This is a genomic window from Geofilum rubicundum JCM 15548, from assembly GCF_000974365.1.
In the GTDB taxonomy this organism is placed as follows: Bacteria; Bacteroidota; Bacteroidia; order Bacteroidales; family Marinilabiliaceae; genus Geofilum; species Geofilum rubicundum.
Genome location: NZ_BAZW01000026.1, coordinates 1 through 21,964 on the forward strand (window position 1 = coordinate 1; position 21,964 = coordinate 21,964).

General features: G+C 49.5%; 18 protein-coding genes. 11 read left to right on the top strand and 7 right to left on the bottom strand.

Annotated features, from left to right (window positions below):
- Nucleotides 1-236, bottom strand: a 236-nt coding sequence (locus JCM15548_RS24005) for a hypothetical protein (RefSeq protein WP_227625760.1), incomplete at its 3' end; no start/stop codon positions are given.
- On the opposite strand from JCM15548_RS24005, the gene JCM15548_RS12080 reads away from it, so the two are divergent.
- Both JCM15548_RS12080 and JCM15548_RS12085 read left to right on the top strand, forming a co-directional pair.
- A complete protein-coding gene (locus tag JCM15548_RS12080; protein WP_062125747.1) occupies nt 235-831 on the top strand; it encodes a MarC family protein in 597 nt (198 codons plus the stop codon). The genes JCM15548_RS24005 and JCM15548_RS12080 overlap by 2 nt on opposite strands.
- Nucleotides 832-860: 29 nt before the next feature.
- A complete protein-coding gene (locus JCM15548_RS12085; RefSeq protein ID WP_062125669.1) occupies nt 861-1,490 on the top strand; it encodes a ribonuclease H1 domain-containing protein in 630 nt (209 codons plus the stop codon).
- A gap of 11 nt (nt 1,491-1,501) precedes the next feature.
- Here JCM15548_RS12085 and JCM15548_RS12090 read toward each other — a convergent pair whose 3' ends face one another.
- The gene (locus tag JCM15548_RS12090) at nt 1,502-3,382 is read right to left on the bottom strand and encodes a tetratricopeptide repeat protein (RefSeq protein ID WP_062125671.1); all 1,881 of its coding nucleotides are present in this window, start codon (nt 3,380-3,382) and stop codon (nt 1,502-1,504) included.
- A gap of 156 nt (nt 3,383-3,538) precedes the next feature.
- The gene (locus JCM15548_RS12095) at nt 3,539-5,854 is read right to left on the bottom strand and encodes a glycoside hydrolase family 3 N-terminal domain-containing protein (protein WP_062125673.1); all 2,316 of its coding nucleotides are present in this window, start codon (nt 5,852-5,854) and stop codon (nt 3,539-3,541) included.
- Between the two features lie 278 nt (nt 5,855-6,132).
- Here JCM15548_RS12095 and JCM15548_RS12100 point away from each other — a divergent pair, with 278 nt between their 5' ends.
- Nucleotides 6,133-9,015 carry a bifunctional fucokinase/fucose-1-phosphate guanylyltransferase gene (locus tag JCM15548_RS12100; protein WP_262487036.1) on the top strand — a complete coding sequence of 961 codons (2,883 nt, stop codon included), beginning with the start codon at nt 6,133-6,135 and terminating at the stop codon, nt 9,013-9,015.
- Nucleotides 9,016-9,087: 72 nt separating this feature from the next.
- On the opposite strand, the gene JCM15548_RS12105 is transcribed toward JCM15548_RS12100, so the two are convergent.
- Nucleotides 9,088-10,317: a 3-deoxy-D-manno-octulosonic acid transferase gene (locus JCM15548_RS12105; RefSeq protein WP_062125677.1), complete on the bottom strand. Its 1,230-nt coding sequence runs from the start codon at nt 10,315-10,317 to the stop codon at nt 9,088-9,090.
- A gap of 263 nt (nt 10,318-10,580) precedes the next feature.
- Here JCM15548_RS12105 and JCM15548_RS12110 point away from each other — a divergent pair, with 263 nt between their 5' ends.
- From JCM15548_RS12110 to JCM15548_RS12115, 3 genes are all read left to right on the top strand, one after another.
- Nucleotides 10,581-12,287: a glutamine--tRNA ligase/YqeY domain fusion protein gene (locus JCM15548_RS12110; RefSeq protein ID WP_062125749.1), complete on the top strand. Its 1,707-nt coding sequence runs from the start codon at nt 10,581-10,583 to the stop codon at nt 12,285-12,287.
- 582 nt (nt 12,288-12,869) lie between these two features.
- On the top strand, nt 12,870-13,037 hold the full coding sequence (locus tag JCM15548_RS21690) for a hypothetical protein (protein ID WP_157482713.1): 168 nt from the start codon (nt 12,870-12,872) through the stop codon (nt 13,035-13,037).
- A gap of 167 nt (nt 13,038-13,204) precedes the next feature.
- Entirely contained in the window at nt 13,205-14,038 is an 834-nt protein-coding gene (locus JCM15548_RS12115) for a toxin-antitoxin system YwqK family antitoxin (RefSeq protein ID WP_062125679.1), read from the top strand.
- Between the two features lie 15 nt (nt 14,039-14,053).
- Here JCM15548_RS12115 and JCM15548_RS12120 read toward each other — a convergent pair whose 3' ends face one another.
- Genes JCM15548_RS12120 through JCM15548_RS12130 form a run of 3 tightly spaced genes read right to left on the bottom strand, consistent with a single transcriptional unit; the run spans nt 14,054 to nt 17,820 of the window.
- A complete protein-coding gene (locus tag JCM15548_RS12120) occupies nt 14,054-15,313 on the bottom strand; it encodes a fibrobacter succinogenes major paralogous domain-containing protein (RefSeq protein WP_062125681.1) in 1,260 nt (419 codons plus the stop codon).
- 12 nt (nt 15,314-15,325) lie between these two features.
- Nucleotides 15,326-16,039: a response regulator gene (locus JCM15548_RS12125; RefSeq protein WP_162198229.1), complete on the bottom strand. Its 714-nt coding sequence runs from the start codon at nt 16,037-16,039 to the stop codon at nt 15,326-15,328.
- 2 nt (nt 16,040-16,041) lie between these two features.
- On the bottom strand, nt 16,042-17,820 hold the full coding sequence (locus JCM15548_RS12130) for an ATP-binding protein (protein ID WP_162198230.1): 1,779 nt from the start codon (nt 17,818-17,820) through the stop codon (nt 16,042-16,044).
- A gap of 380 nt (nt 17,821-18,200) precedes the next feature.
- On the opposite strand from JCM15548_RS12130, the gene cysS reads away from it, so the two are divergent.
- The 5 genes from cysS (at nt 18,201) to JCM15548_RS12150 (ending at nt 21,918) form a co-directional block, all read left to right on the top strand.
- Nucleotides 18,201-19,673, top strand: a complete 1,473-nt coding sequence (gene cysS / locus JCM15548_RS12135; protein WP_062125687.1) for a cysteine--tRNA ligase — start codon at nt 18,201-18,203, stop codon at nt 19,671-19,673.
- A 28-nt stretch (nt 19,674-19,701) separates the two neighbouring features.
- A complete protein-coding gene (locus tag JCM15548_RS12140) occupies nt 19,702-20,373 on the top strand; it encodes a M28 family peptidase (protein ID WP_262487028.1) in 672 nt (223 codons plus the stop codon).
- Entirely contained in the window at nt 20,367-20,699 is a 333-nt protein-coding gene (locus JCM15548_RS25510) for a M28 family peptidase (RefSeq protein ID WP_262487029.1), read from the top strand. The genes JCM15548_RS12140 and JCM15548_RS25510 overlap by 7 nt, the downstream gene beginning before the upstream one ends.
- A 21-nt stretch (nt 20,700-20,720) precedes the next feature.
- Nucleotides 20,721-21,332 carry a ribonuclease HII gene (gene rnhB / locus JCM15548_RS12145; protein ID WP_062125689.1) on the top strand — a complete coding sequence of 204 codons (612 nt, stop codon included), beginning with the start codon at nt 20,721-20,723 and terminating at the stop codon, nt 21,330-21,332.
- Nucleotides 21,333-21,504: 172 nt separating this feature from the next.
- Nucleotides 21,505-21,918: a TM2 domain-containing protein gene (locus JCM15548_RS12150; protein WP_062125691.1), complete on the top strand. Its 414-nt coding sequence runs from the start codon at nt 21,505-21,507 to the stop codon at nt 21,916-21,918.
- The last annotated feature ends 46 nt before the right edge of the window (nt 21,919-21,964 follow it).

Genomic DNA, 21,964 nt, shown 5'->3' on the forward strand with positions numbered 1-21,964 from the left:
CGGAGCGAAGCGGGATGGGTTGATGGGGTGTGAAGGGCATTAAGGGTTGGATGGGTCGATGGGGTTGAGCGGGTGCGGAGGGTTGGCGGGTGCGGAGGGGTAGCGGGGGTGGGTGTTGTTGGAAACGATGACGGGGATTTTTGACAACCGGGATTGGGGGATGCTGAAAAAATCATGGGGACTTCGGTCTGCCGCACGGCCAAAATTGCTACATTTGAGGCAAATTTTTTGGCCATGACTGAGTTTAATTTTATGGAAATGCTGTCGGCATTTATTGTGCTTTTTGCCGTGATAGATATTTTGGGTTCCATACCCATTGTTCTGGATATTCGAAACAAAGGCGGACAAATCAATGGATTTCAGGCCGCATCCATTTCTTTTGTTATTCTCATCGTCTTCCTGTTTGTGGGGGAAGCCTTGCTGGGGCTCTTTGGGGTGGATCTCTCGTCCTTTGCCATTGCCGGCTCCTTCATTCTCATGATCATGGCCATTGAAATGATACTGGGTGTCCAACTCTTCAAACATGACTCTCCGGCCGGCGCATCCATTGTACCCATTGCATTTCCGCTGGTGGCCGGTGCCGGTTCGTTTACCACCCTTCTGGCACTTAGGGCCGAATTTGCATTGTCGACTATCATTACCGCCCTGTTTCTAAACATTGTCATCGTCTTTTTCGTCCTTCATTACACCAATCGAATTGAAAAAATCATAGGCGGTGGCGGTGTTTATGTGATGAAAAAGTTCTTCGGCATCATTCTGATGGCCATGGCCATTCGACTGTTCATGTCTAACTTTGCCACACTATTGTCGGACTTCCTCTCAAAACTTTAAACCCCCTCCACCGAAAAGCGACATCGCTCATGAGTCAAAAGTATAGCAAAAAAGCCTACTATGTGGTCTGGACAGGCCGAAAACCGGGCATCTATAAAACCTGGGACGATTGTAAAGCCCAGGTGTTCGGTTTCGAAAAAGCGTCGTATAAGAAATTCAACTCCCCGGAGGAAGCCGATGCGGCTCTGAAAAATGGACCTTCTTTCAGCAGAAAACCCTCGAAAATCAGGCCCACAACCAGCGTCTCCATGGGACAGCCCATCACCAACAGCCTGTCGGTAGATGCCGCCTGCAGCGGAAATCCGGGTGTCATGGAATACAGAGGCGTGCATGTCCAAACAGGACAGGAATGGTTTATTCAAAAGTTTCCCCTGGGCACCAACAACATTGGTGAATTTTTGGCCATTGTACATGGATTGGCAGAACTACAACGCAGAAAAATAAACATCCCGGTTTATACCGATTCCATGACGGCCCTCAGCTGGGTAAAAAAGAAGAAATGCGGGTCGAAACTCCCGATCGATGCCACGACAAAACCTCTTTTTGAACTGGTGCGTCGGGCAGAAAAATGGTTGCAGAGCAACACCTGGGAACAAGCACTTCTAAAATGGGACACCGCGAAATGGGGCGAAATCCCGGCCGATTTCGGTCGGAAATAAGCCAGATGATCCTAATTGATCATTAAAGGCAGACTAAAACGGACACGATGGCCCTCTTTTTTGTCGCCATCAAAACGCTCCTCGGTCATAAAACAACCAAAACCATTGACGCCATTCCTGTTTCGTTTCCGACTTCTCAGTTGGTCCAAAGTAACGGCCAGCCCCATAGTCCTGTGTCGTTGTTCCAGCTCAACATTCTTATAGCTGTCCATTCCGACACCATTGTCCTCAATAATCACATCCAGCACATTGCCCCGTCGCACAAAAGCCAGATTCAATTTGGTTTCAGTGGCGCAAGCCAAATGGTCCCCATGGCTCAAAGCATGCTCAAGAAAGGGCTGAGTCATCATCGAAGGCACCATAATCTCTTCAGTATTATGGGCCATGTTGCATTCCACCCTAAAATGAATGGCCTTCTTCATCTGCTGTTCATGAACGGCTATGAAAGATTTACAGTACTCGATTTCCTGACTGAGGGGAATGAGCTCCTCACATGAATGCTCCAGCATCTTTTTAATGAGGGCCGACACATTATCCACCTGCCTTAAGGCATCTTCGCTTTTATGTTCAGAAATGCTGTTTTTTAAAGAGTTCAGCACATTAAAAACGAAAAGCGGATTGACCTTTTGCATCATCAATTGCTTCTTCAGGACATCCATCTCCTTTTGGTCTGTCAGTCGCTTTCGTCGCACAGAAGACATCCAAAAACCCAAAAGTGCCAACAAGCTCACCACCACAATGATTCCCCAAAAAATACGCTCCCTGATTTGAGCCTTATATATGAGATAATCCCGATCGGCCATGCGCTGCTCCATTTCCATGCTTAGGGTTCCGCTTCTAAAATCCGGATTCTCAAGCATCATCTCTTCCTTAATTTCAGAATAAAGTTCGTAGGTATGCAAAGCATCCTGCCATAACTCAATATTCTTATACGCAGCGTAGAGGGACAACAAATTCCTGATGCGGACATCCTTCATCCCCATTTCTTCCGCCAACTCTTCCGCTCTTTGGTACAAAAAAACCGCCTGGTGGTAATCCCGCTTACTGCTATACAAATCCCCCAGCATACTATAGGCATTCACCTCCCCCAACTTATCCCCTTCTGCTTTCAACAAAAACAAGGCCCGCTCAATTAAATGGCTGGCTTCTTCATAATTCTCCTGGCGCATTTCCATGGCCCCCATATTGCACAGCACTCTGGCTTCGTTTTGGCCGTTACGCAAGCGCTGATATATCCCAATGGCCTGATTGTAATAAACTTCCGCCTTATCAAAAACCCCATCCTCCGAGTAAATAGCCGCCATATTGTTATAAACACCAGCGGCATCCTCCAAGGCCTCTTCATCCATATAGACATTCAAAGCATTGTTATAGAATTCAAGGGCCTTTCCGTCCTGATCACCAGCCGCAAATACAATGGCCATGTTCTGGTAACATTGAGCGATTCCAACGGCATTCTCCAGTCCCATCTCAACCTCAAGCGAGGCCGAATACGCGGCCAATGCTTGGTCGTAATTGCCCTGAAATGATTGCACCAATCCAAGATTGTTGTAAGCTGCGGCCAATTTAAGGGAGTCTTCAATCAACAAAAAAGAATCAATGGACTTTTGATAGTGTTCACCCGCTTCCGGCCACTGTCCCAGCGAATAACTCAGTTCCCCTCTATAGTAGGCCATCATCCCACCTACCAAATCCGGATGATAGTCCTCCAACAGCACAAGCGAATCAATAAGGTGCACGGCCTCTTGAGGATTCACCTCAATGGCTTCAATGATTATATCTTCAGCGAGGGAAAGCGCATTACTTTTTGATTCCTCCGGGACAATGGATGCCGCGGCGCCTGAAGCCAAACAAGCAGCAAGGAGAAAAAGAGCAAATCGGATAAAATTCATAATTCTTTGGGTAGATCAGTAACTTAGCTTGGTAAAATTAAACAATTTGTAATTAAAATTCCATTAAACATGACAAACAAAAAGAATAAAGCCATTATCGGTTATATCCGATAATGGCTTCATTCTTTAAACCTCTATAGGCGTATCCTCCTTCGGCTACTCCGTATAGTTAAATTTCGCGCTTAATTCAGCCACATGTACCTCAAATTCTCCCGACTCAGTAACCCTTGAATTCCCTTCATTGATAAAGGAAATATCCGCAGGTGTCAATGAAAAAGTCAATGTTTTTTCCTCACCCGGCTTCAGATTAATTTTATCAAAAGCCCTGAGTCGACGAACATCGGGTGTTATGGAAGCATACATATCAGAAGTATACAACTGAACCACTTCTTTTCCTTCCAGCTCACCGGTGTTGGTCACCGTTACACTTACATCGATCTTGCCATCTTTGCCCAGCTCTGTGTTACTCAACGACAAATTACTGTATTCAAAAGTCGTATAACTCAAGCCATGTCCAAAGGCATATTGAATGGCAAAATCCGATTCATAGTCGTACACACCCGACATACGCGCCTGGTGCTCAGAAGGCTTATGATCATAAGTCACCAGGGAATTGGCATACAAAGGATAGGTAAAAGGCAGTTTCCCGCTGGGATTAACATCACCAAACAGAACATCAGCCACCGCCAGACCGCCATAGTTACCGGGCAAATAGGCATTGATCACACCTTTCATGAGTGGCTCAATGGAGCGGATGATGCGCGGACGTCCCTGATTCAACACCAAAATCATGGGCTTTCTGGTTCTGGCCAAAGCTTGCGCCAAGGCCAACTGATTTTCTGAAAGCGTCAAATCGTGCAAATCACCCGGTTTTTCGGTATAGGTATTTTCGCCCAGCGCCAAAACAATATAGTCCACGCTGGCAGCCGCCCTGACAGCTCCTGCAATATCATAAGCCTCATCAACCCAGTAACTGGCAGCGTTATCGTAGCGCACGCCTTCCCTGAACACCACTCTGTTAGCACCTACTTTGGCTGTAATGGCATCCAAAATGGTTGAATAATCCGCCGTAAAATCATCGATGTTATTACCTTGCCAGGTATAAGACCAACCGCCGTTGAGGGCACGCATCGAGTTGGCGTTGGGACCGGTCACCAAAATACGGGCGTCCTTCGGAAGCGGCAAAACCTGGTCCTCATTTTTCAATAGCGTCATCGACTCCTGCGCCATTTTATGGGCGTCATCGGTAAAGGCCTCACTGCCAAACAACGGATAGTCCTCATAATGGGTAACCGGTGTCTCAAACAATCCCAGTTTATGCTTGGTATTTAAAATCCTGCGGACGGCATCGTCAATGCGGGCCATGGGGACTTCCCCATCGTTTACCAACTCCACCAGATAATCACAGAAGTCGAGTGAATAAGGAATCATCGACATGTCAATACCGGCATTAATGGCCATCTTAACAGCCTCTTTGGCATCTTTGGCCACCCGGTCGCGGTTGTGAAGATTATTGATATCGTTCCAGTCGGTCACCACCAATCCCGTGAAGCCCAGCTCGTCTTTCAGCAGTTCCGTCAACATTTGGTAACTGGCATGCACAGGCACGCCATTGATCAATCCGGAATTTACCATAATGGTGTGCGCGCCGGCTTCAATAGCCGCCTCAAAAGCCGGCAAATGACGTTCCCTCAGTTCAATTTCAGGAATCAGGGCAGGCGTGCGGTCCTTACCCGACAGCGGCGTACCATAGCCCAGATAGTGCTTCAAACAAGCAGCCACCCTTGTGGGATCACTGACATCATTATCATCACCTTCATAGCCTTTCACAATTTCAATCCCCAACTGAGAAGCCAGATAAACATCCTCCCCAAAAGTCTCCCACATCCTTGGAAAACGTGGGTCGCGCCCCATATCCAATACGGGTGAAAAATTCCAGGGAATGCCGGATGCTCTCGTTTCGTAGGCCGTTACTTCACCACCTCGACGCACCAATTCACGATTCCAGCTGGCCGCCTGTCCAATTTGCTGTGGAAAGAAAGTAGCACCGGCCGTGTAGGTCGTTCCATGAATGGCATCCACCCCATATAAAACGGGTATGCCCAGGCGCGATTCATTCATGGCCACATCCTGCAACTGGCTGATAATGGTGTGCCACTCTTCCAGCGTACGGGCACGGTTTCCGGCGGTATTCAAAACAGAACCCACCCCGTATTCAACCAATGCCTTGCGGGTCATTTCTTCATCGAGTCTCAAAGGCTCGGTGGTGCTAAAAGCATCCTCACCAACGGTCAATACATCCACCGTTAGCTGAGCCATTTGGCCCACTTTTTCCTCCACAGTCATCTGTGCAAGGAGTTCTTCAACCTCCGGGATGCGCTCAACCTTAGCTGACGCTTCATCCCCCTGTGCCGACGAACACCCCATCATTAAGCCTGCAACAGCCAGGCTTACCATCCAATTCTTCTTCATTGTGATATAAATTTTAGGTGTGAACATTATTTTCTTTTATGGTAAGTGTAAAAAATACACATTAAAAAACGACGTAAATTAACAATCATTTGAATTAATTTCCAAGTTCAAAAATATACTATTTTGATCCACACGCCTAGAATAAAACCTCACATAAACCTCATCCCAAAAATTGTCGACTACAAAAATAAATCATCTCCTGATATAAACCGGGACCAAAATGTCGTCCATTAGGGCACGGATCGTCTTTTATATTTTGAGAATCAGCCAAGGCTCCTATCTTTGTAAATCAACAAAACACCACCCAGATGCATACATTAATATCCGTACCCGAAAACCTGTGTAGCTCCTTCACCGCACTTTTTCCTGAGAAAAGAGCGACCCACTTTGCCTTGTCAGATCCGGCAGGCGCCAGAATTGGCTCCGGCGGCGGAACCGCCTGGTTGTTGGCGAAGCATTTCAGACAAATGGGCACAACAGACTTCAGCTCCTACCTCCGAGCGAGCCAAAAAATCATCATTCATGCGGGTGGACAAAGCCGTCGATTGCCGGCCTATGCCCCCTCCGGAAAAGTTTTGAGCCCCATTCCGGTCTTCCGCTGGAGCCGCGGTCAAAACCTGCAGCAAAACCTGCTCGATTTACAAGAGCCTTTTTACAAAGAACTTTTAGAAGTGGCGCCAAAAAACAACCATACCCTTATCGCCAGTGGCGATATCCTGATCCTTCCCGGTGAGCACTTCAACCATTTGCCCGAGGCCGATATCATTTGTCTGGGTATCTGGGCCGATCCGCACCTAGCCTCCCGGCACGGCGTGTTTTTCACACCCAGAACCAGGCAGAACGAACTGGCCTTTATGTTGCAAAAACCCAATCACCGTCAGATAGAGGAACTTTCGGCCACCCACCTGTTTTTGATGGATGCGGGTGTCTGGATATTGAGCGACAAGGCCATTGAGCGTCTCATGGTAAAATGTCAGTGGGACGACCGTAAATTCAAAAACGAAATTCCTGCCCCTTACGATCTGTACAGCGAATTTGGTCTGGCCCTGGGCACTGCCCCCTCCGTTTCTGATGCCGAACTTTCCGATTTATCCGTGGCCATTGTCCCCCTTGAGAAAGGAGAATTTTATCACTACGGCACCAATCTGGAACTCATCACCTCCACCGAAAAAATTCAAAACAGGATAAAAGATCAGCGCGCCATTTGGCACAACAGAGTAAAACCGCACCCCTCCCTGTTTGTGCAAAATGCCGTTACCGAAAAGCCCTTCACCCAACAAAACCACCACATTTGGGTCGAGAACAGTCACATCGCCAGTGGATGGCAACTCCAACATCACCATATCCTGACAGGCATCCCTCCAAACGACTGGTCGCTGCATCTGCCAGCGGGTATTTGTCTGGATGTGGTTCCTCTGAATGATGCACAGGTGGCCATCCGCCCCTATGGCATGGATGACACTTTCAGCGGAGAAGCAAAGGCGGCCCTGTGGATGGGGCAGGCGCTTCAACTGTGGTTGAGTGCCAGAGGCCTGACCCTTGAGGAGGCCGGCATTTCACCGGCTGACGACATTCAGGATGCACCGCTTTTTCCGATCACTGAAAAATCCCGGCTCAGACCGGAACTCATTGGCTGGATGACCGGGGAGAATAGCAACGAGGAGATGAAAGCCCTGTGGCTTTCATCCGAAAGAGTTTCGGCCACCGGCCTTAATGAACGGGCCGATTTAGTGACCCTATTCCGACAAAGAGCGATCTTCGCACATTCCACCCTCCCCAAATTGGCCGCCAACTATCAAAAAAGCATCTTTTACCAAAGCGACCTGAAAATACTGGCGCAGACCTATTATCAATCGGGACTCGACCTGCCCGCCTCACCACAACCAACGGAAGATCCTTTGCTGATGGCCCGCGACAGGATGTTCCGGGCAGAGCATGCCCGTGTATCAGGTAAAGCCAGCGTCCCCTTTGAAAACCAGGCCTACCACGCCATTCACGAGGCCTTTCTGAAATCGGTGCAGCACCCCACCGTCCCGAGACTCAGCGTATTTACCGACCAGATCGTCTGGGCCCGCAGTCCGGCCCGCCTCGATCTGGCCGGCGGCTGGAGCGACACGCCGCCCTATTGCCTGCAAAGCGGCGGTTCGGTGGTCAACATCGCGGTGGATCTCAATGGCCAACCCCCTTTGCAAGTATTTATCCGATTGTCAGATAAGCCGGAAATTACCCTGCGAAGCATTGACAACGGCGTTTCAGAAACCATTACCAACTACAATGAGTTGGTGGATTATACCAAGGTGGGATCCGCGTTTTCCATTCCCCGGGCCGCTTTGTGTCTGGCCGGTTTCCATCCCAACTATGGTCCCACCCAATACCCATCGCTGGAAGACCAGCTAAAAGAATTTGGCGGAGGCATTGAAATATCCTTGCTGGTAGCCATTCCCAAAGGCTCTGGTCTGGGCACCAGCTCCATCCTGGCCGCGACCATTCTGGGTGCCTTATCCGATTTCTGCGCTCTGGATTGGCATCACTCCGCCCTTTGTCACAACACCCTGTTGTTAGAGCAGATGCTGACCACCGGCGGCGGGTGGCAGGACCAGTACGGTGGCATATTGCCCGGCATCAAGCTGCTACATTCAACACCCGGCATGCAGAATGAAGTCCGTGCGCATTGGCTGCCCGACCGTCTCTTCAAAGCCCCCGAATACCAAAACAATTGGCTGCTGTACTACACGGGCATCACCCGGGTAGCCAAAAACATACTCTCAGAAATTGTTCAGGGCATGTACCTGAACGATGGAGAAAAATTGCGCATTCTGGACACGATCAAGGACCATGCCCAACAAACCGCCGAAGCCATTCAGAAGTGCGATTACCGGCAAACGGCCCAAATGATTGGGCGGTCGTGGCAACTCAACAATCAACTCGACAAGGGCACCAACACACCTGAGATACAATCCATTCTCAACCGGATAGAACCTTACACCTATGGCTACAAGCTACTGGGCGCCGGAGGTGGCGGCTACCTGCTGATCTGTGCCAAAGACACCGAAGCCGCCCAAAACATCCAACAATTACTCAAGGCCCAGGCCCCCAACAACAAAGCCCGCTTCGTGGATATGCGCATCAGCGAAACGGGCCTGCAAATATCCCGGTCGTGACGACATCGATTACCTTCACAACCACCAATTAAGGAAGATCAACCGGCATGAAATCTCATGTCGGTTGTTTTTTTAAAACGTCTCCTTCAATATCCGCTCAGTGGCCCCACACATACTTTGAACATAGCGATGTGCAGCATCACCGGAAGCCTTCAAAGAAGCTTCAGAGCCCGGCGACCAGAACTGATCCATCACTTTAAGAAAGTCGGCCTTATCCGAAATGGGAAAGCCGGCCCCCTGCTCAATTAAATCCATGGCCTCCTTAAACTTTTTGTGGTTGGGACCAAAAATCACCGGCATGCCATAAGTCGCCGCCTCCAATGTGTTGTGAATGCCCTTGCCAAAACCGCCCCCGATATAGGCCACACTGCCATAACGGTAGATGGATGACAGCAGTCCGATGGTATCAATAACCAATACCCGGGCATCGGCCGGAATGGCCCCACTCAGTTGGGAATAACGGCAAACAGGCACCTTGAAACGCCCCAGCAGCTGCGTGATGTGCGATTCGTGCACTTCGTGCGGCGCCACAATGCATTTCACATTTGGTGCAGCATGGTTGAGAAACTCTGCCAGAATAGCCTCATCCTGCGGCCAGGAACTACCAGCCACCAGCACTTGAGCATCTCTGGCAAAATCGGCGATAACAGGCACCTCCGCCGCACTGGCCGCAATGGCCGCCACCCGGTCAAAACGCGTATCCCCCGCCACCACATGGTTCGAAAGGCCAATGCTTGTGAGCAATCGGGCCGAGGGTTCATCCTGCACATAAAAACGGGTAACGCATGTCAGAATACGCCGAAACCAGGCACCATACCAACGAAAGAAAACCTGCTCTTTCCTGAAAATGGAAGAAACACTGTACAAAGGAATATGGGCACGTTTGAGTTGACTAAAATAGTGGAACCAATATTCATACTTCACGAAATAAACCTGGTCGGGATGAATGGCCCGGATAAAACGCTGCGCGTTTTTTCGGGTGTCTGCCGGCAAATAAACCACCACATCCACCTGATCGTAATTTTTCCGCACCTCGTAACCCGAAGGCGAAAAAAAAGTCAGCACAATTTTGTACTCGGGATGGGCCTCCCGGATGGCCTCAATCAAGGGACGTCCCTGCTCAAACTCCCCAAGGGAGGCACAATGCACCCACACCACCTGTCCGCGCAGATCACTGCCGGCCAGCTGATCCCATACCTGCCGGCGCCCCTTCGTCATCAAAGCCGCTCTGCTGTTAAACGGAGCTACCAGTCGGGCTACCCAACCAAAAAGACCAATACCTATATTATATAAAGTCTGCATGTTAAATATTTTTTTCCACCAATCGAAGATTGACGCAGTCAATAACGCCAATGACACTTATTTAAAAACAACCAAATGTATGAATCAATAATAAGCCTTGGCTACATCCCTCCCCTTCGTGTTCTTTGGCAAAAATATTGGATATCATTTTTACGGCATAAAAATACAACAAGCTGACCGACTGTCTCATCTTTTTGTCTGAAAAAAGCAGTTTGCGGTCAAAATCTTTTACTTTTGTGTTCTGTAATTACAAGACACCAACTATGAGTAACGAAGCATCAAAACCGAGCGTTGAAGAAGTTAAAACCAACTTTATTTTTCAGGAAATAGACAAAGATCTGGCAGCGGGTAAAAACGGAGGGCAAATACTGACCCGTTTCCCACCCGAGCCCAATGGCTATTTACACATCGGACATGCCAAATCCATTTGCCTGAATTTTGGCATTGCCAAGCATTATAAGGCAGGCTGCAACCTGCGCTTCGATGATACCAACCCCACCAAAGAAGAGGTGGAATACGTGGATTCCATTCAGGAAGACATCAAATGGCTGGGTTTTGAATGGGAAGGGGAGCCCAAATATGCCTCCGATTACTTTGAGCAACTCTATGAGTGGGCCGTTCTCTTAATAAAGAAAGGCAAGGCTTACGTCTGTGAGCTCAACGCCGAAGATATTGCTGCCCAAAAGGGCACACCCACCACACCCGGTAAAGAGAGTCCTTATCGCAACCGGTCGGTGGAAGAGAACCTCGATTTATTTGCCCGCATGAGAGCCGGCGAATTTAAAGATGGTGAAAAAATATTGCGCGCTAAAATCGACATGGCCTCACCCAACATGCACATGCGCGACCCCATCATGTACCGCATTTTGCACCGCCATCATCACCGGTCGGGCGACCAGTGGTGCATATACCCGATGTACGACTTTACGCACGGACAGAGCGATTTCCTCGAAGGCATCACCCACTCCATTTGCACCCTCGAGTTTGAAGTCCACCGTCCCCTCTACAACTGGTTTTTAGATCAGATACTGGAGGGAGAAACCCCTTCAGTTCGCCCGCGTCAAATTGAATTTGCACGGCTCAACCTGAACTACACCGTCATGAGTAAGCGCAAGCTGCTCGAGTTGGTGCAAAAGGGCATCGTATCCGGTTGGGACGATCCCCGCATGCCGACCATTTCGGGCTTGCGTCGCAGAGGCTACACACCGGAATCGATTCGCATGTTTGCCGACCGGGTAGGCGTGGCCCGTCGGGACAATGTCATCGACATTGCCCTGCTGGAATATTGCGTGCGCGAAGACCTCAACAAAAAAGCCATGCGCGTCAACGCCGTGCTGAACCCCATCAAACTCATCATCACCAACTACCCCGAGGGACAGGTGGAAATGATGGAGACCGTCAACAACCCCGAAGACGAAAGCATGGGCCAGCGGACCATTCCCTTTAGCCGGGAAATCTACATCGAGCGGGACGATTTCATGGAAGATGCCCCGAAGAAATTTTTCCGTCTGGGCCCGGGCCGTCAGGTCCGCCTCAAAAGCGCCTACATCATTCAGTGTGACGATTTCAAAAAGGAGGCAGACGGGACGATTTCAGAAATCTATTGTTCCTATTTCCCGGATTCACGCAGTGGCTCCGACACCTCCGGACTCAAAGTCAAAGGTACCCTGCACTGGGTATCGGCCCAACATGCCGTAGATGCCGAAGTAAGGTTGTACGACCGTCTGTTTATGGATGAAGAGCCGGACGGGCACAAGGACAAGGACTTTAAGGAATTCCTTAATCCAGAATCCCTGACCATCCTGCCGAACTGCAAACTGGAACCCTTTCTGGCCAATGTTCAGCCATTGGACAACTTCCAGTTTCAGCGCCTCGGCTATTTTGCGGCAGACAAAGCCTCAAAACCCGACCAGCTCGTATTCAACAAAACAGTGGGACTGCGCGACAGCTGGGCCAAAGCCAATAAATAGGCTGTGGCAAAAGCCCTTCGGCAACTGCCTTCAGGAAATAACAGTTAAGCAGCGGCCCTTTTTAGCGCCCCAATTGCAAATGATGCAGAGTCGGTATATCGGTAAATTACCGCCTTCGAGAAATATCGTTAAAAAATGAAGGATGGTTGCCGTAAAGAAGCCCGCGCTGTTTGTCCGGGAGTCGAAGTGAACAGCGTGAACACATACTTTCTGTAAAACCAGAAGTTTTTCCTGCCTCAGATAATTTCCGTAAAGAAAATTGTCGGTAGCAGCGGCCCTTTTTAGCGCCCCAATTGCAAATGATGCAGCGTCGGTATATCGCTAACTTACCGCCTTCGAGAAATATCGTTAAAAAATGAAGGATGGTTGCCGTATAAAAGCCCGCGCTGTTTGTCCGGGAGTCGAAGGAAACTGCGTGAACACATACTTTCTGTAAAACCAGAAGTTTTTCCTGCCTCAGATAATTTCCGTAAAGAAAATTGTCGGTAGCAGCAGCCCTTTTTAGCGCCCCAATTGCAAATGATGCAGCGTCGGTATATCGGTAACTTATCGCCTTCGAGAAATATCGTTAAAAAATGAAGGATGGTTGCCGTAAAGAAGCCCGCGCTGTTTGAGCGCAGCGAGTTCGCGGGGTTTAGGCGAGCAACCTTCATTTTAGATATTCATCGTCAGCGGCGGCCTTTTTTAGCTTCGCTGAATTTTGCTACGTTCGGCATTGATGCAAACAAGTTTGACCACTGCGCTCACTAAACGCAAAATTTGCTTACTTTTTTTGGCTGGAGCTGGAGCGAAGCGGATCATGAATGCCATAAATAGATAAACACAACATGAGTAAAAAAGTAAGATATAAGAATATTGTAACCTTGTAGCGGTTTTATAAGTTTAAACCCTTACAAGGTTTTCATATTTTATCTGTGATGGCATACTTCAAAAATACCGCTCGTTTTTTTCTACTACTGCTTGTTTTTTTTGCAGTCAGCACACCAACAGTCGTATACGGACAGGAAGGCTCGGTGAACCAACTGGACACGCAAGGAAAAAAAACCGGCCTTTGGCAAATCTCTTCAGATGAGGGCTATATTTTAGAAGAAGGATCTTATACCGAAGGACGCAAAAACGGTCTGTGGAAAGGTTACTATCCGGACGGGACCCTCAAACATGAAATCACTTTTGTGGAAGGCGTTGCCAACGGTCCGGCCCGCTTCTACTTCGAAAATGGTCAGGTTTGGGAAGAGGGTGTCTGGCGCGAGGCTTTTTGGGTGGGCGACTACCGCCTGTACCATTCCAACGGACAAGCAGCCTATGAGTTCACCTACAATAAGGTGGGCAAACGAGAGGGCGAGCAGCGTTACTACTACCGCGACGGCAACATCATGTACAAGGGGAAATGGGACAATGGCACGGTGGATGGCCATGTGGAGGTGTACGACTCAACCGGCACCTTGCAGCAAATAAGAAACTACCAGGACGGCAGCTTTGAAACCACTACTGACCTGCGGCAGAACAGGCCGGAGGACAATTCTGCCCGTCCCGACAAAATGATTACTCCTTTCTATGGAACCGGCTACCACACAGCCCGAAAACTCAATGGGAACATTTATCAGAAAGGTTACTACCGGGAGGGTGTACTGCACAACGGAGAAGAATACATTTACGACCACAACGACGCGTTGCGTCAAATCAGGGTCTATGAAAATGGTCGCATCATAAAAATAAAGTCGGGCTCAGAACTCAAAAACCTGCCCGAGTAGAAGGAAAAAAACGGCTTAGTCGCCCCGCACACAGCGCACCGAAAAGCCATATTTTTTTGAAAAACTGCCCCGGTACAAATAGTCATAATCGGGCAGTATATATCTGCTCCAGGCATTCTCCTCATCCCTTGGAGAGGCGGTCCACCAATAAGCATAATCCCCCACACTGTTGAAGTGGCCCTCATGGCTGCGACGCCCGGCTGGAAGCGCCGAGAAGCCAAAAAGATTGGTCCCCTTTTGGCCATTCCATCCCCGCAAGGTCTTCATTTTAAGGGCACCATCCTTACCCCGCCAACCGGTAGCAGAAGTAACATCAATGGCAGGATCCATCACTTTTTCAAGTTCCAGCCAATCCTCATCTGTTGGAAGCCGCCAGCCTTGGGGACAAAGCCCCGCATCTGACACCGCATACCAATTATACAAGGCGCCATACTGGTATCGATGATGATCATTGTTTTGGTACCAGCAATAAGCCGGAAGCGCAAGATCCTGCCAGTCATTATTATCCCGAACCTCCGGTAATTCCTCGCCCGAAACCAAATGGGTTGTGCGTAAATTTTCGGCCATCCAGAACCGTCCCCCAATTTCGACCGTGGCATAAGCATTTTTGTCCCCATCCACACAAGGCATAAATTGAAAAACCACCACAGAATCCTTGGTGGGGACCAGCGTCACATAATGGACCATCTCACCCGCCATCCCTTTCATAAGGAGGCGGTCCCCTGTCGCATACGGCCAGGAAATGGCCATTTTTGTCTGCTCCTGAGGGCTTGCGGCCTGCTTGCTCCAGACCACCAGGACCTTATTCGCAGCTAGGCGAGCGTCCGATCTGATCCAGTGGGTATGTTCGGCATGGGGTGTCATCAAAGACACTTTGTAGGCGCCACTTCTCAACCCTTCTACCCGCAATTGGTGCTGGCCGCGGGGCAGCTCCCGCTCCTCATTGACCACCACCCGCCCCATGGCATCCGAAATGCTTAGGAAAACATAACCCGGCCGGGCCAGCGCAAATGCGATGTCGCAAGCGCCTGCCGCCATATCCGGTGAAACCACCATGTCAGATATGGAATCGTTCTGAAGATCGCCACCGGAACCTCCCAACCATAAATACTCTCCGTTAAAAACCGACACCCTGCTGCCTGAATTCAGGTTCATCACTTCCACCTCATCCAGATAAGCCGCTGCCCCCTCAGCCTCAAAATCCAGAGAAAGCGGCTGGGAAATCGCCCAGCTTCCCGACAAAAAACAAATCAAACCCAAAGCGCATCTCACCATAATTCCTGGTAATTATTCCATTTCACTCAAGATATCCCGAATGGTAAGCCATTCCGCATACATCGATTCCATTAATAATTGTTTGACTTTTAGTTCTCCCCTGGCCTTGTTCTCCATTTCACGTGCCATAGCGGCCAAACGCTCAAAACCCATATTCAGGCTCAAGCCCTTAATGGTGTGACTCACCTCCTTGACCACCCCTTCATCTTCAAGCCCGGATGCCAATTGATCCAGAATACCAGACATCTGAAACGATACGGAATGAATCACTTTTTCCATCAATTCTTCATTGTAACTGATCCGTTCCATCAAATCCTTCACATTGAAATGGGTGGTATCTTCATTCGAACGAATGAGGAATTCAAGCACCTCTTCATCCACCAGTTCGAATCCCTCCAGAAATTTCATCAACACCTCCAACAGCTCACGAGAACTCACCGGTTTCGGTAAAAACTCATCCATACCAGAGGAGAGACAAGCATCCCGCTCCTCTTTATGGGCTCCGGCCGTCAGCGCCACAATGGGGATATGGACGCCGGACCCGCTTTCTAAATCACGAATGGCCATCGTGGCTTCAATTCCGCTCATCACCGGCATCTGCACATCCATTAAAATAAGATGGACCCGATGCTGCTTTAACAGATCCAACACCTCCCGTCCATTGGAGGCCTCGAGGATGCGTGCACCAGGGATCAACCGATGAATCAGAATCAGGATCAACTCCATATTCATAGGAATATCCTCCGCCACAATGAGCGTAGCGACTGCCGGTTAATCATTTTCCCTTTGGTATCCGGAGCCACAAAGCTCTTATCCAGATCCGTTGAAGGTGCCAATGGCGCCTTAATGGTGAACGAGAACACCGACCCCTTACCCGGCTCACTTTCCAGCTCAAAATGGCCACCCATTTTTTCAACAATGCGGTTCGAAATAATCAATCCAAGTCCCGTTCCCCCATACTTTCGCGTTGTGCTGGTATCGGCTTGAGAAAAAGCTTTAAACAAGCGGGTTCTTTGTTCATCGTTGATGCCAATCCCGGTGTCTCTGACAAAAAAAGTAAAAGCCCCCTCATCAGCACCCAGGGGGACATATTTTACAGAAAGCACCACGCCTCCTTTGTCAGTAAATTTCACAGCATTGGCCAGCAAATTTACCAGAACCTGTTTCAGGCGCGTTGGATCAGAGAAAATAAAACGGGGGACCTCCTCATCCATCACCCATTTTGCCGTCAACTTTTTCTTCCTGGCCTGCAAACGCACCATCTCAACAGATTGGTAAACCAATTCATGCAAATCCAACCCAACATTTTCGAGAATCAATTTACCGGCTTCAATCTTCGAAAAATCCAAGATGTCATTCACCACTGCCAGCAGAGCGTGACCGGATGAGCAGGCATTATCCACATAGCGCTTCTGGATGGAAGTCAGCGGGGTACTTTTCAGCACCTCGGTAAAGCCAATAATGGCATTTAAGGGGGTTCGGATTTCATGGCTCATATTAGCCAGAAACTCCGACTTGGCCTGATTGGCCGCCTCTGCCTGCTCTTTGGCCTGAATGAGCTGTCGCTCCACCTCAATTTTCAACAGAGTATCGGCCAGGGAATTGGCCAAAACATGAATGAGCGATATATCATTGGACGTCCATATTTTCGGTGCTTTAACCGCATCAAAACCGAACAATCCAACAATTTTTCCATTTTCAACAATGGGCACCGAAAGCAAGGACTGGATGTTCTGACCAATAAAAAGCGCTTTTTCCAAAGCAGCTTCTTCAGGAATGGCCTCTACACTGGCTATGTGCACCACCTTTTTTTGTAAAATCTGGTTCGACCACCAGGGCAGGGAGCTCAGGGGCAGCCGTTGCATATTGTCCATTTCGTGACTAACCCCTTCAGAACACCACTCATGCGTATTGGTGATACAGCGCTCTTCACTGGAAATTTTAAAGATATAAGCCCGGTCAACCCCAAAGAACTCACCGGTCACCCGCAGCATATGATCGATTTTTTCATCAATATTATCCGCCGAAGAGCTGATAAAATCATAGGAGATATCGGCCACCAACTTCTGAAAGCGCGTTTGATGTTCCAAAGCCTTCTGGGACCTGTAAATCTCGGTAATATCCTCTGCAGCCCCTTCCATCCAACCTTTATCCACCACCAAAGAAGCGGATAAGCGCACCCGGATAAGCTGATTCAACACCGTTCGAAATTCCGTTTCATACTTACTCACTTCCCCGTCCCGCCGCAAAAGATCCACCAACCGGGCTCTGTCCTCCAGGTTCACGTAGCGCTCCGACAAATAAAAGGGTTGCTTCATCAACTCCTCCCGGTTGTTAAATCCGCACATCACCGCAAAGGCTTCGTTCGCATCGAGCAGTCGGCTCGACACCAACTCCGTCCTAAAGAGTCCGATCTGCGAATTCAAAAATATATTTCGGTAGGTCTCCTCCGCCCTGCTAATGGACGCCTGCCTACCCGAATTCAACTCCCCTTTACCCTTCTCCATATTTAAATGAATTAAGTTTATGCCCCCCGGCATCTCACCCCACCAACCCCATCTTCCCATTTTACCTATTCTTCCCTATTTACCTCTCGACCTAATGACCCTTCCTACCCCATCATCCCTATCGACCCATCCTACCCCATCATCCCTATCGACCCATCCTACCCCATCAACCCTTTCTTCCCTATCTTCCCCTATTTACCTAATGACCTATCGACCTATCAACCTAATAACCTACCCAATAAACAACCAACCCCCCACAAAGGATTATTACCCATACGCACATTTACCAACAAAGTAGGCATTTTTTATCAATTTCTTTAATAGGGCTCATTTCCGTCTAATTTTGTAAATTAGCCGTTTCAAACAAATCACCAAACATCATGAAGTCAGAATTAAAGATTTTTAACACCCTTTCGAGGAAAAAAGAAATATTTACCCCTATTAAACCGCCCCATGTAGGATTGTACGTCTGCGGTCCCACCGTCTATGGTGACCCCCATCTGGGCCATGCCCGTCCGGCCATCACCTTCGACATCCTCTTTCGTTACCTGTCCACCCTGGGTTACAAAGTTCGTTATGTGCGCAACATCACCGATGTGGGGCACCTCGAAAACGATGCCGATGAAGGAGAGGACAAAGTGGCTCAAAAAGCACGGCTCGAAGAGCTGGAGCCCATGGAAGTGGTGCAATACTATACCGAGCGCTACCACACCTTCATGAATGCCCTCCATGTCAAGAGTCCCTCCATCGAACCCCGCGCCTCCGGGCACATCATTGAACAACTGGCCATCGTGGAGAAAATCCTGAAAGAAGGCTTTGCCTACGAAAGCAACGGCTCGGTCTATTTTGACGTAGAGCGCTACAACCAGGAACACCAATACGGCACCCTGTCGGGACGCGTCTTAGAGGATCTGCTCAGCACCACCCGACAACTGGAAGGGCAGACAGAAAAGAAGAACAGCTACGACTTTGCCCTGTGGAAAAAGGCCACCCCCTCGCACATCATGCGATGGCCCTCCCGCTTCAGCGACGGCTTTCCCGGCTGGCACCTCGAATGCACCGCCATGAGCGCCCGGTACCTGGGCGAAACCTTTGACATCCACGGGGGCGGGATGGATCTGCTGTTTCCACACCACGAATGTGAAATTGCTCAATCCACCATCGCCCACGGCCATGGGCCCGCCCGTTATTGGATGCACAACAACATGATCACCATCAACGGTCAGAAAATGGGCAAATCACTGGGCAACTTCATCACCTTAGAGGAGTTTTTCACCGGTAACCACGCCCTGATTGAAAAAGCCTACGGTCCCATGACCATCCGATTTTTCATTCTCCAGGCCCACTACCGGAGCACCGTGGACTTCTCCAACGACGCCCTAATGGCGGCAGAAAAAGGCCTGCTGCGCCTGATGGATGGCATGGCCCAATTAGCAAAAATAAAAGCCGGAACGTCCACCACCTTCGATGTAGAAGCTTTTAAAAACAAATGCTTCGAGGCCCTCAACGATGATTTAAACACCCCCATTCTCATCGCCCACCTCTTCGACGCGGTCAGAATCATCAACCAGTCCGTCAGCGGTCAGGCCCATTTCACAGAGAAAGACCTGACCTCCTTTACAGAGTTGCTCCACTTATTGGTCTTTGACATTTTAGGCCTCGCACCGCCGGAAAATTCCGGCAGCAAAAGTTCGGAGACACTGGACGGTGTCATGCATCTGGTACTCGACATGCGTCAGCAAGCCAAAGCCAATAAGGACTGGGGCACGGCCGACCAGATCCGGGATGCTTTATCAGCTCTCGGGATCGTTGTCAAGGACAGCAAAGAAGGCGCCACCTGGGAAATAAAATAACAAAAATGGCATTCATACATACGGTAATATGACACAATTCCTCCTTTCCATCACATTGACGCTGATTTTGTCGGCTTGCGGACAAAAATCGGGTCAGCAACAATCGGCCTCCAAGCCTTTACAGCTAGCCAGGCCCGATTTAGTCACCCCCGATTTCAATGCCGACTCGGCCTGGCACTACATCGACACGCAAGTGGCTTTTGGTCCCCGCGTGCCCAATACCCCCGAACATCTGGCCTGTGCCGCATATCTGTCCAACCAGCTCAGCGCCTTCGGGGCCGAAGTCATCGTACAGGAAGCGCAGGTAACCGCTTTTGACAACACCCGTCTCAACATCCGCAACATCATCGGGCAATTTCAGCCCGAAAAAAACGACCGCATCGTGCTGTATGCCCATTGGGATACGCGGCCGTTTGCCGACTACGACCCGGATCCGGCCAAACGTGACCTGCCCATCGACGGCGCCAATGATGGCGGAAGCGGCGTCGGCGTGTTGCTCGAAATAGCCCGCCACTTGTCGGACCACCCCACCTACCCCGGCATCGATATCATCTTTTTTGATGCGGAAGATTATGGGCAGCCCGACCATCGGCAGCTGGCTTATCAACCCGACACCTGGTGCCTGGGCAGTCAGTACTGGGGCCAAAACCCCCATAAAAAGAATTATTATGCCCGCTTTGGATCTTACTCGACATGGTAGGTGCCAAAGATGCCCAGTTCTACCGCGAACAGTATAGTCTGCAGATGGCCCCCAAACTGGTCGATCACATCTGGGGCATTGCCGGCGAGCTGGGCTATTCGGCCCGCTTCAACTACCAGCGTGGCGGAATGATTACCGACGACCACGTTTACGTATACAAGCACCTGCAAATCCCCAGCGTCAACATCATCCAGTACGAACCCGGAAGTCAGACGAGCTTTGGCCACTACTGGCACACCCACGATGATACCATGGACAACATCGACCGGGAAACCCTCAAGGCAGTGGGACAAACCGTTATGGAAGTCATTTACCGCGAAAAATAAGCACGGAGAAAGTCTGGCAGCATGATAAAAACCCCCTTACAAGCCTGCTTTAAACAGGGAGAAACAGAGGCCGGCTGCGACGAAGCCGGAAGGGGCTGTCTGGCCGGCCCCGTGGTCGCCGCCGCCGTTATATTGCCCGACCACTTCAGCCACCCCTTGCTCAATGATTCCAAGCAACTCACCCACAAGCAGCGAAATTTGCTGCGCACCATTATCCAGGACCAGGCCATCAGCTGGGCGGTGGCCATGGTACACAATCAGGAAATCGATCAAATCAACATCCTCAACGCCTCCATCAAAGCCATGCACCTGGCCATTGAACAACTGAGCACCAAACCCACCCTGCTATTGATAGATGGGAACCGCTTCCACCGCTACCCTGACACCCCCCATCAATGCATCATCAAAGGCGATGCGACCTTCTTAAGCATCGCTGCGGCCTCCGTGCTGGCCAAGACCCACCGCGACGAATACATGGAAGCGGCCCACGCCAGGCATCCCCATTACGGATGGGACAAAAACAAGGGCTACCCCACCAAAGTCCACCGTGCCGGCATCGCCGCCCACGGCATCACCCCCCTTCACCGGAAATCCTTTCGGCTGACCGATCAGCAACTAAGTCTGGAACTCTAAAAAAAGGGCTAAAGAGATGAAAAAGTCCTGATTTTAGGCCAAAAAACTGCCCAAATTAAGCCGCCAAACAATAAAAATGACCTCTGAAACCGATTTTCCACCCAATTAATGAGGCATGTATTCAAAAAAAATATATTTTCGCACATATCTTAATTCCATTAAAAACTAAATTATGAAAAAATTGCTCTTTACGCTGGCCCTGATAACAGGTCTGGCATGTTTTAGCACCGACGCTTCTGCATCGTACACCATTGATGACAATCAGGTAGAAGCTTTATTCAGCAGCGCCAGTGAGGCGTCTTTTTCAATCATGAACGAAGCTCTGGAAATGGCGCCTTCAATGGCCATTGCCTCAGCCAACGGCGGTTCAAAAGATGCTTTAGTGGCCATTTTACTTGACTTTTTCCTGGGTGGTTTGGGTATTCACCGTTTCTACCTTGGAACCAAAACAATGACAGGTATTGGTTACATCCTGACTTGTGGTGGTATTTTTGGACTGGTTCCATTTATTGACCTGATTGTTTTGGCCATCAACTTTGATGACATCAGCGCCTTTGTTGATAATCCGAAATTCTTTATGTGGTAGTCACTCTATCGCTTAAAACACTTTAAGAGGCTTAAAATCATAAAAA

Bases quoted from the DNA above. Each gene is read 5' to 3' on its own strand.
- JCM15548_RS12090 (WP_062125671.1), bottom strand. From the start codon at position 3,382: ATGAATTTTATCCGATTTGCTCTTTTTCTCCTTGCTGCTTGTTTGGCT.
- JCM15548_RS12110 (WP_062125749.1), top strand. From the start codon at position 10,581: ATGAGTAACGAAGCATCAAAACCGAGCGTTGAAGAAGTTAAAACCAAC.
- cysS (WP_062125687.1), top strand. From the start codon at position 18,201: ATGAAGTCAGAATTAAAGATTTTTAACACCCTTTCGAGGAAAAAAGAA.
- JCM15548_RS12080 (WP_062125747.1), top strand. From the start codon at position 235: ATGACTGAGTTTAATTTTATGGAAATGCTGTCGGCATTTATTGTGCTT.
- JCM15548_RS25510 (WP_262487029.1), top strand. From the start codon at position 20,367: ATGGTAGGTGCCAAAGATGCCCAGTTCTACCGCGAACAGTATAGTCTG.
- JCM15548_RS12140 (WP_262487028.1), top strand. From the start codon at position 19,702: ATGACACAATTCCTCCTTTCCATCACATTGACGCTGATTTTGTCGGCT.
- JCM15548_RS12130 (WP_162198230.1), bottom strand. From the start codon at position 17,820: ATGGAGAAGGGTAAAGGGGAGTTGAATTCGGGTAGGCAGGCGTCCATT.
- JCM15548_RS12105 (WP_062125677.1), bottom strand. From the start codon at position 10,317: ATGCAGACTTTATATAATATAGGTATTGGTCTTTTTGGTTGGGTAGCC.
- JCM15548_RS12120 (WP_062125681.1), bottom strand. From the start codon at position 15,313: ATGGTGAGATGCGCTTTGGGTTTGATTTGTTTTTTGTCGGGAAGCTGG.
- JCM15548_RS12095 (WP_062125673.1), bottom strand. From the start codon at position 5,854: ATGAAGAAGAATTGGATGGTAAGCCTGGCTGTTGCAGGCTTAATGATG.
- JCM15548_RS12150 (WP_062125691.1), top strand. From the start codon at position 21,505: ATGAAAAAATTGCTCTTTACGCTGGCCCTGATAACAGGTCTGGCATGT.
- JCM15548_RS12085 (WP_062125669.1), top strand. From the start codon at position 861: ATGAGTCAAAAGTATAGCAAAAAAGCCTACTATGTGGTCTGGACAGGC.
- JCM15548_RS12115 (WP_062125679.1), top strand. From the start codon at position 13,205: ATGGCATACTTCAAAAATACCGCTCGTTTTTTTCTACTACTGCTTGTT.
- JCM15548_RS12125 (WP_162198229.1), bottom strand. From the start codon at position 16,039: ATGGAGTTGATCCTGATTCTGATTCATCGGTTGATCCCTGGTGCACGC.
- JCM15548_RS21690 (WP_157482713.1), top strand. From the start codon at position 12,870: ATGGTTGCCGTAAAGAAGCCCGCGCTGTTTGAGCGCAGCGAGTTCGCG.
- rnhB (WP_062125689.1), top strand. From the start codon at position 20,721: ATGATAAAAACCCCCTTACAAGCCTGCTTTAAACAGGGAGAAACAGAG.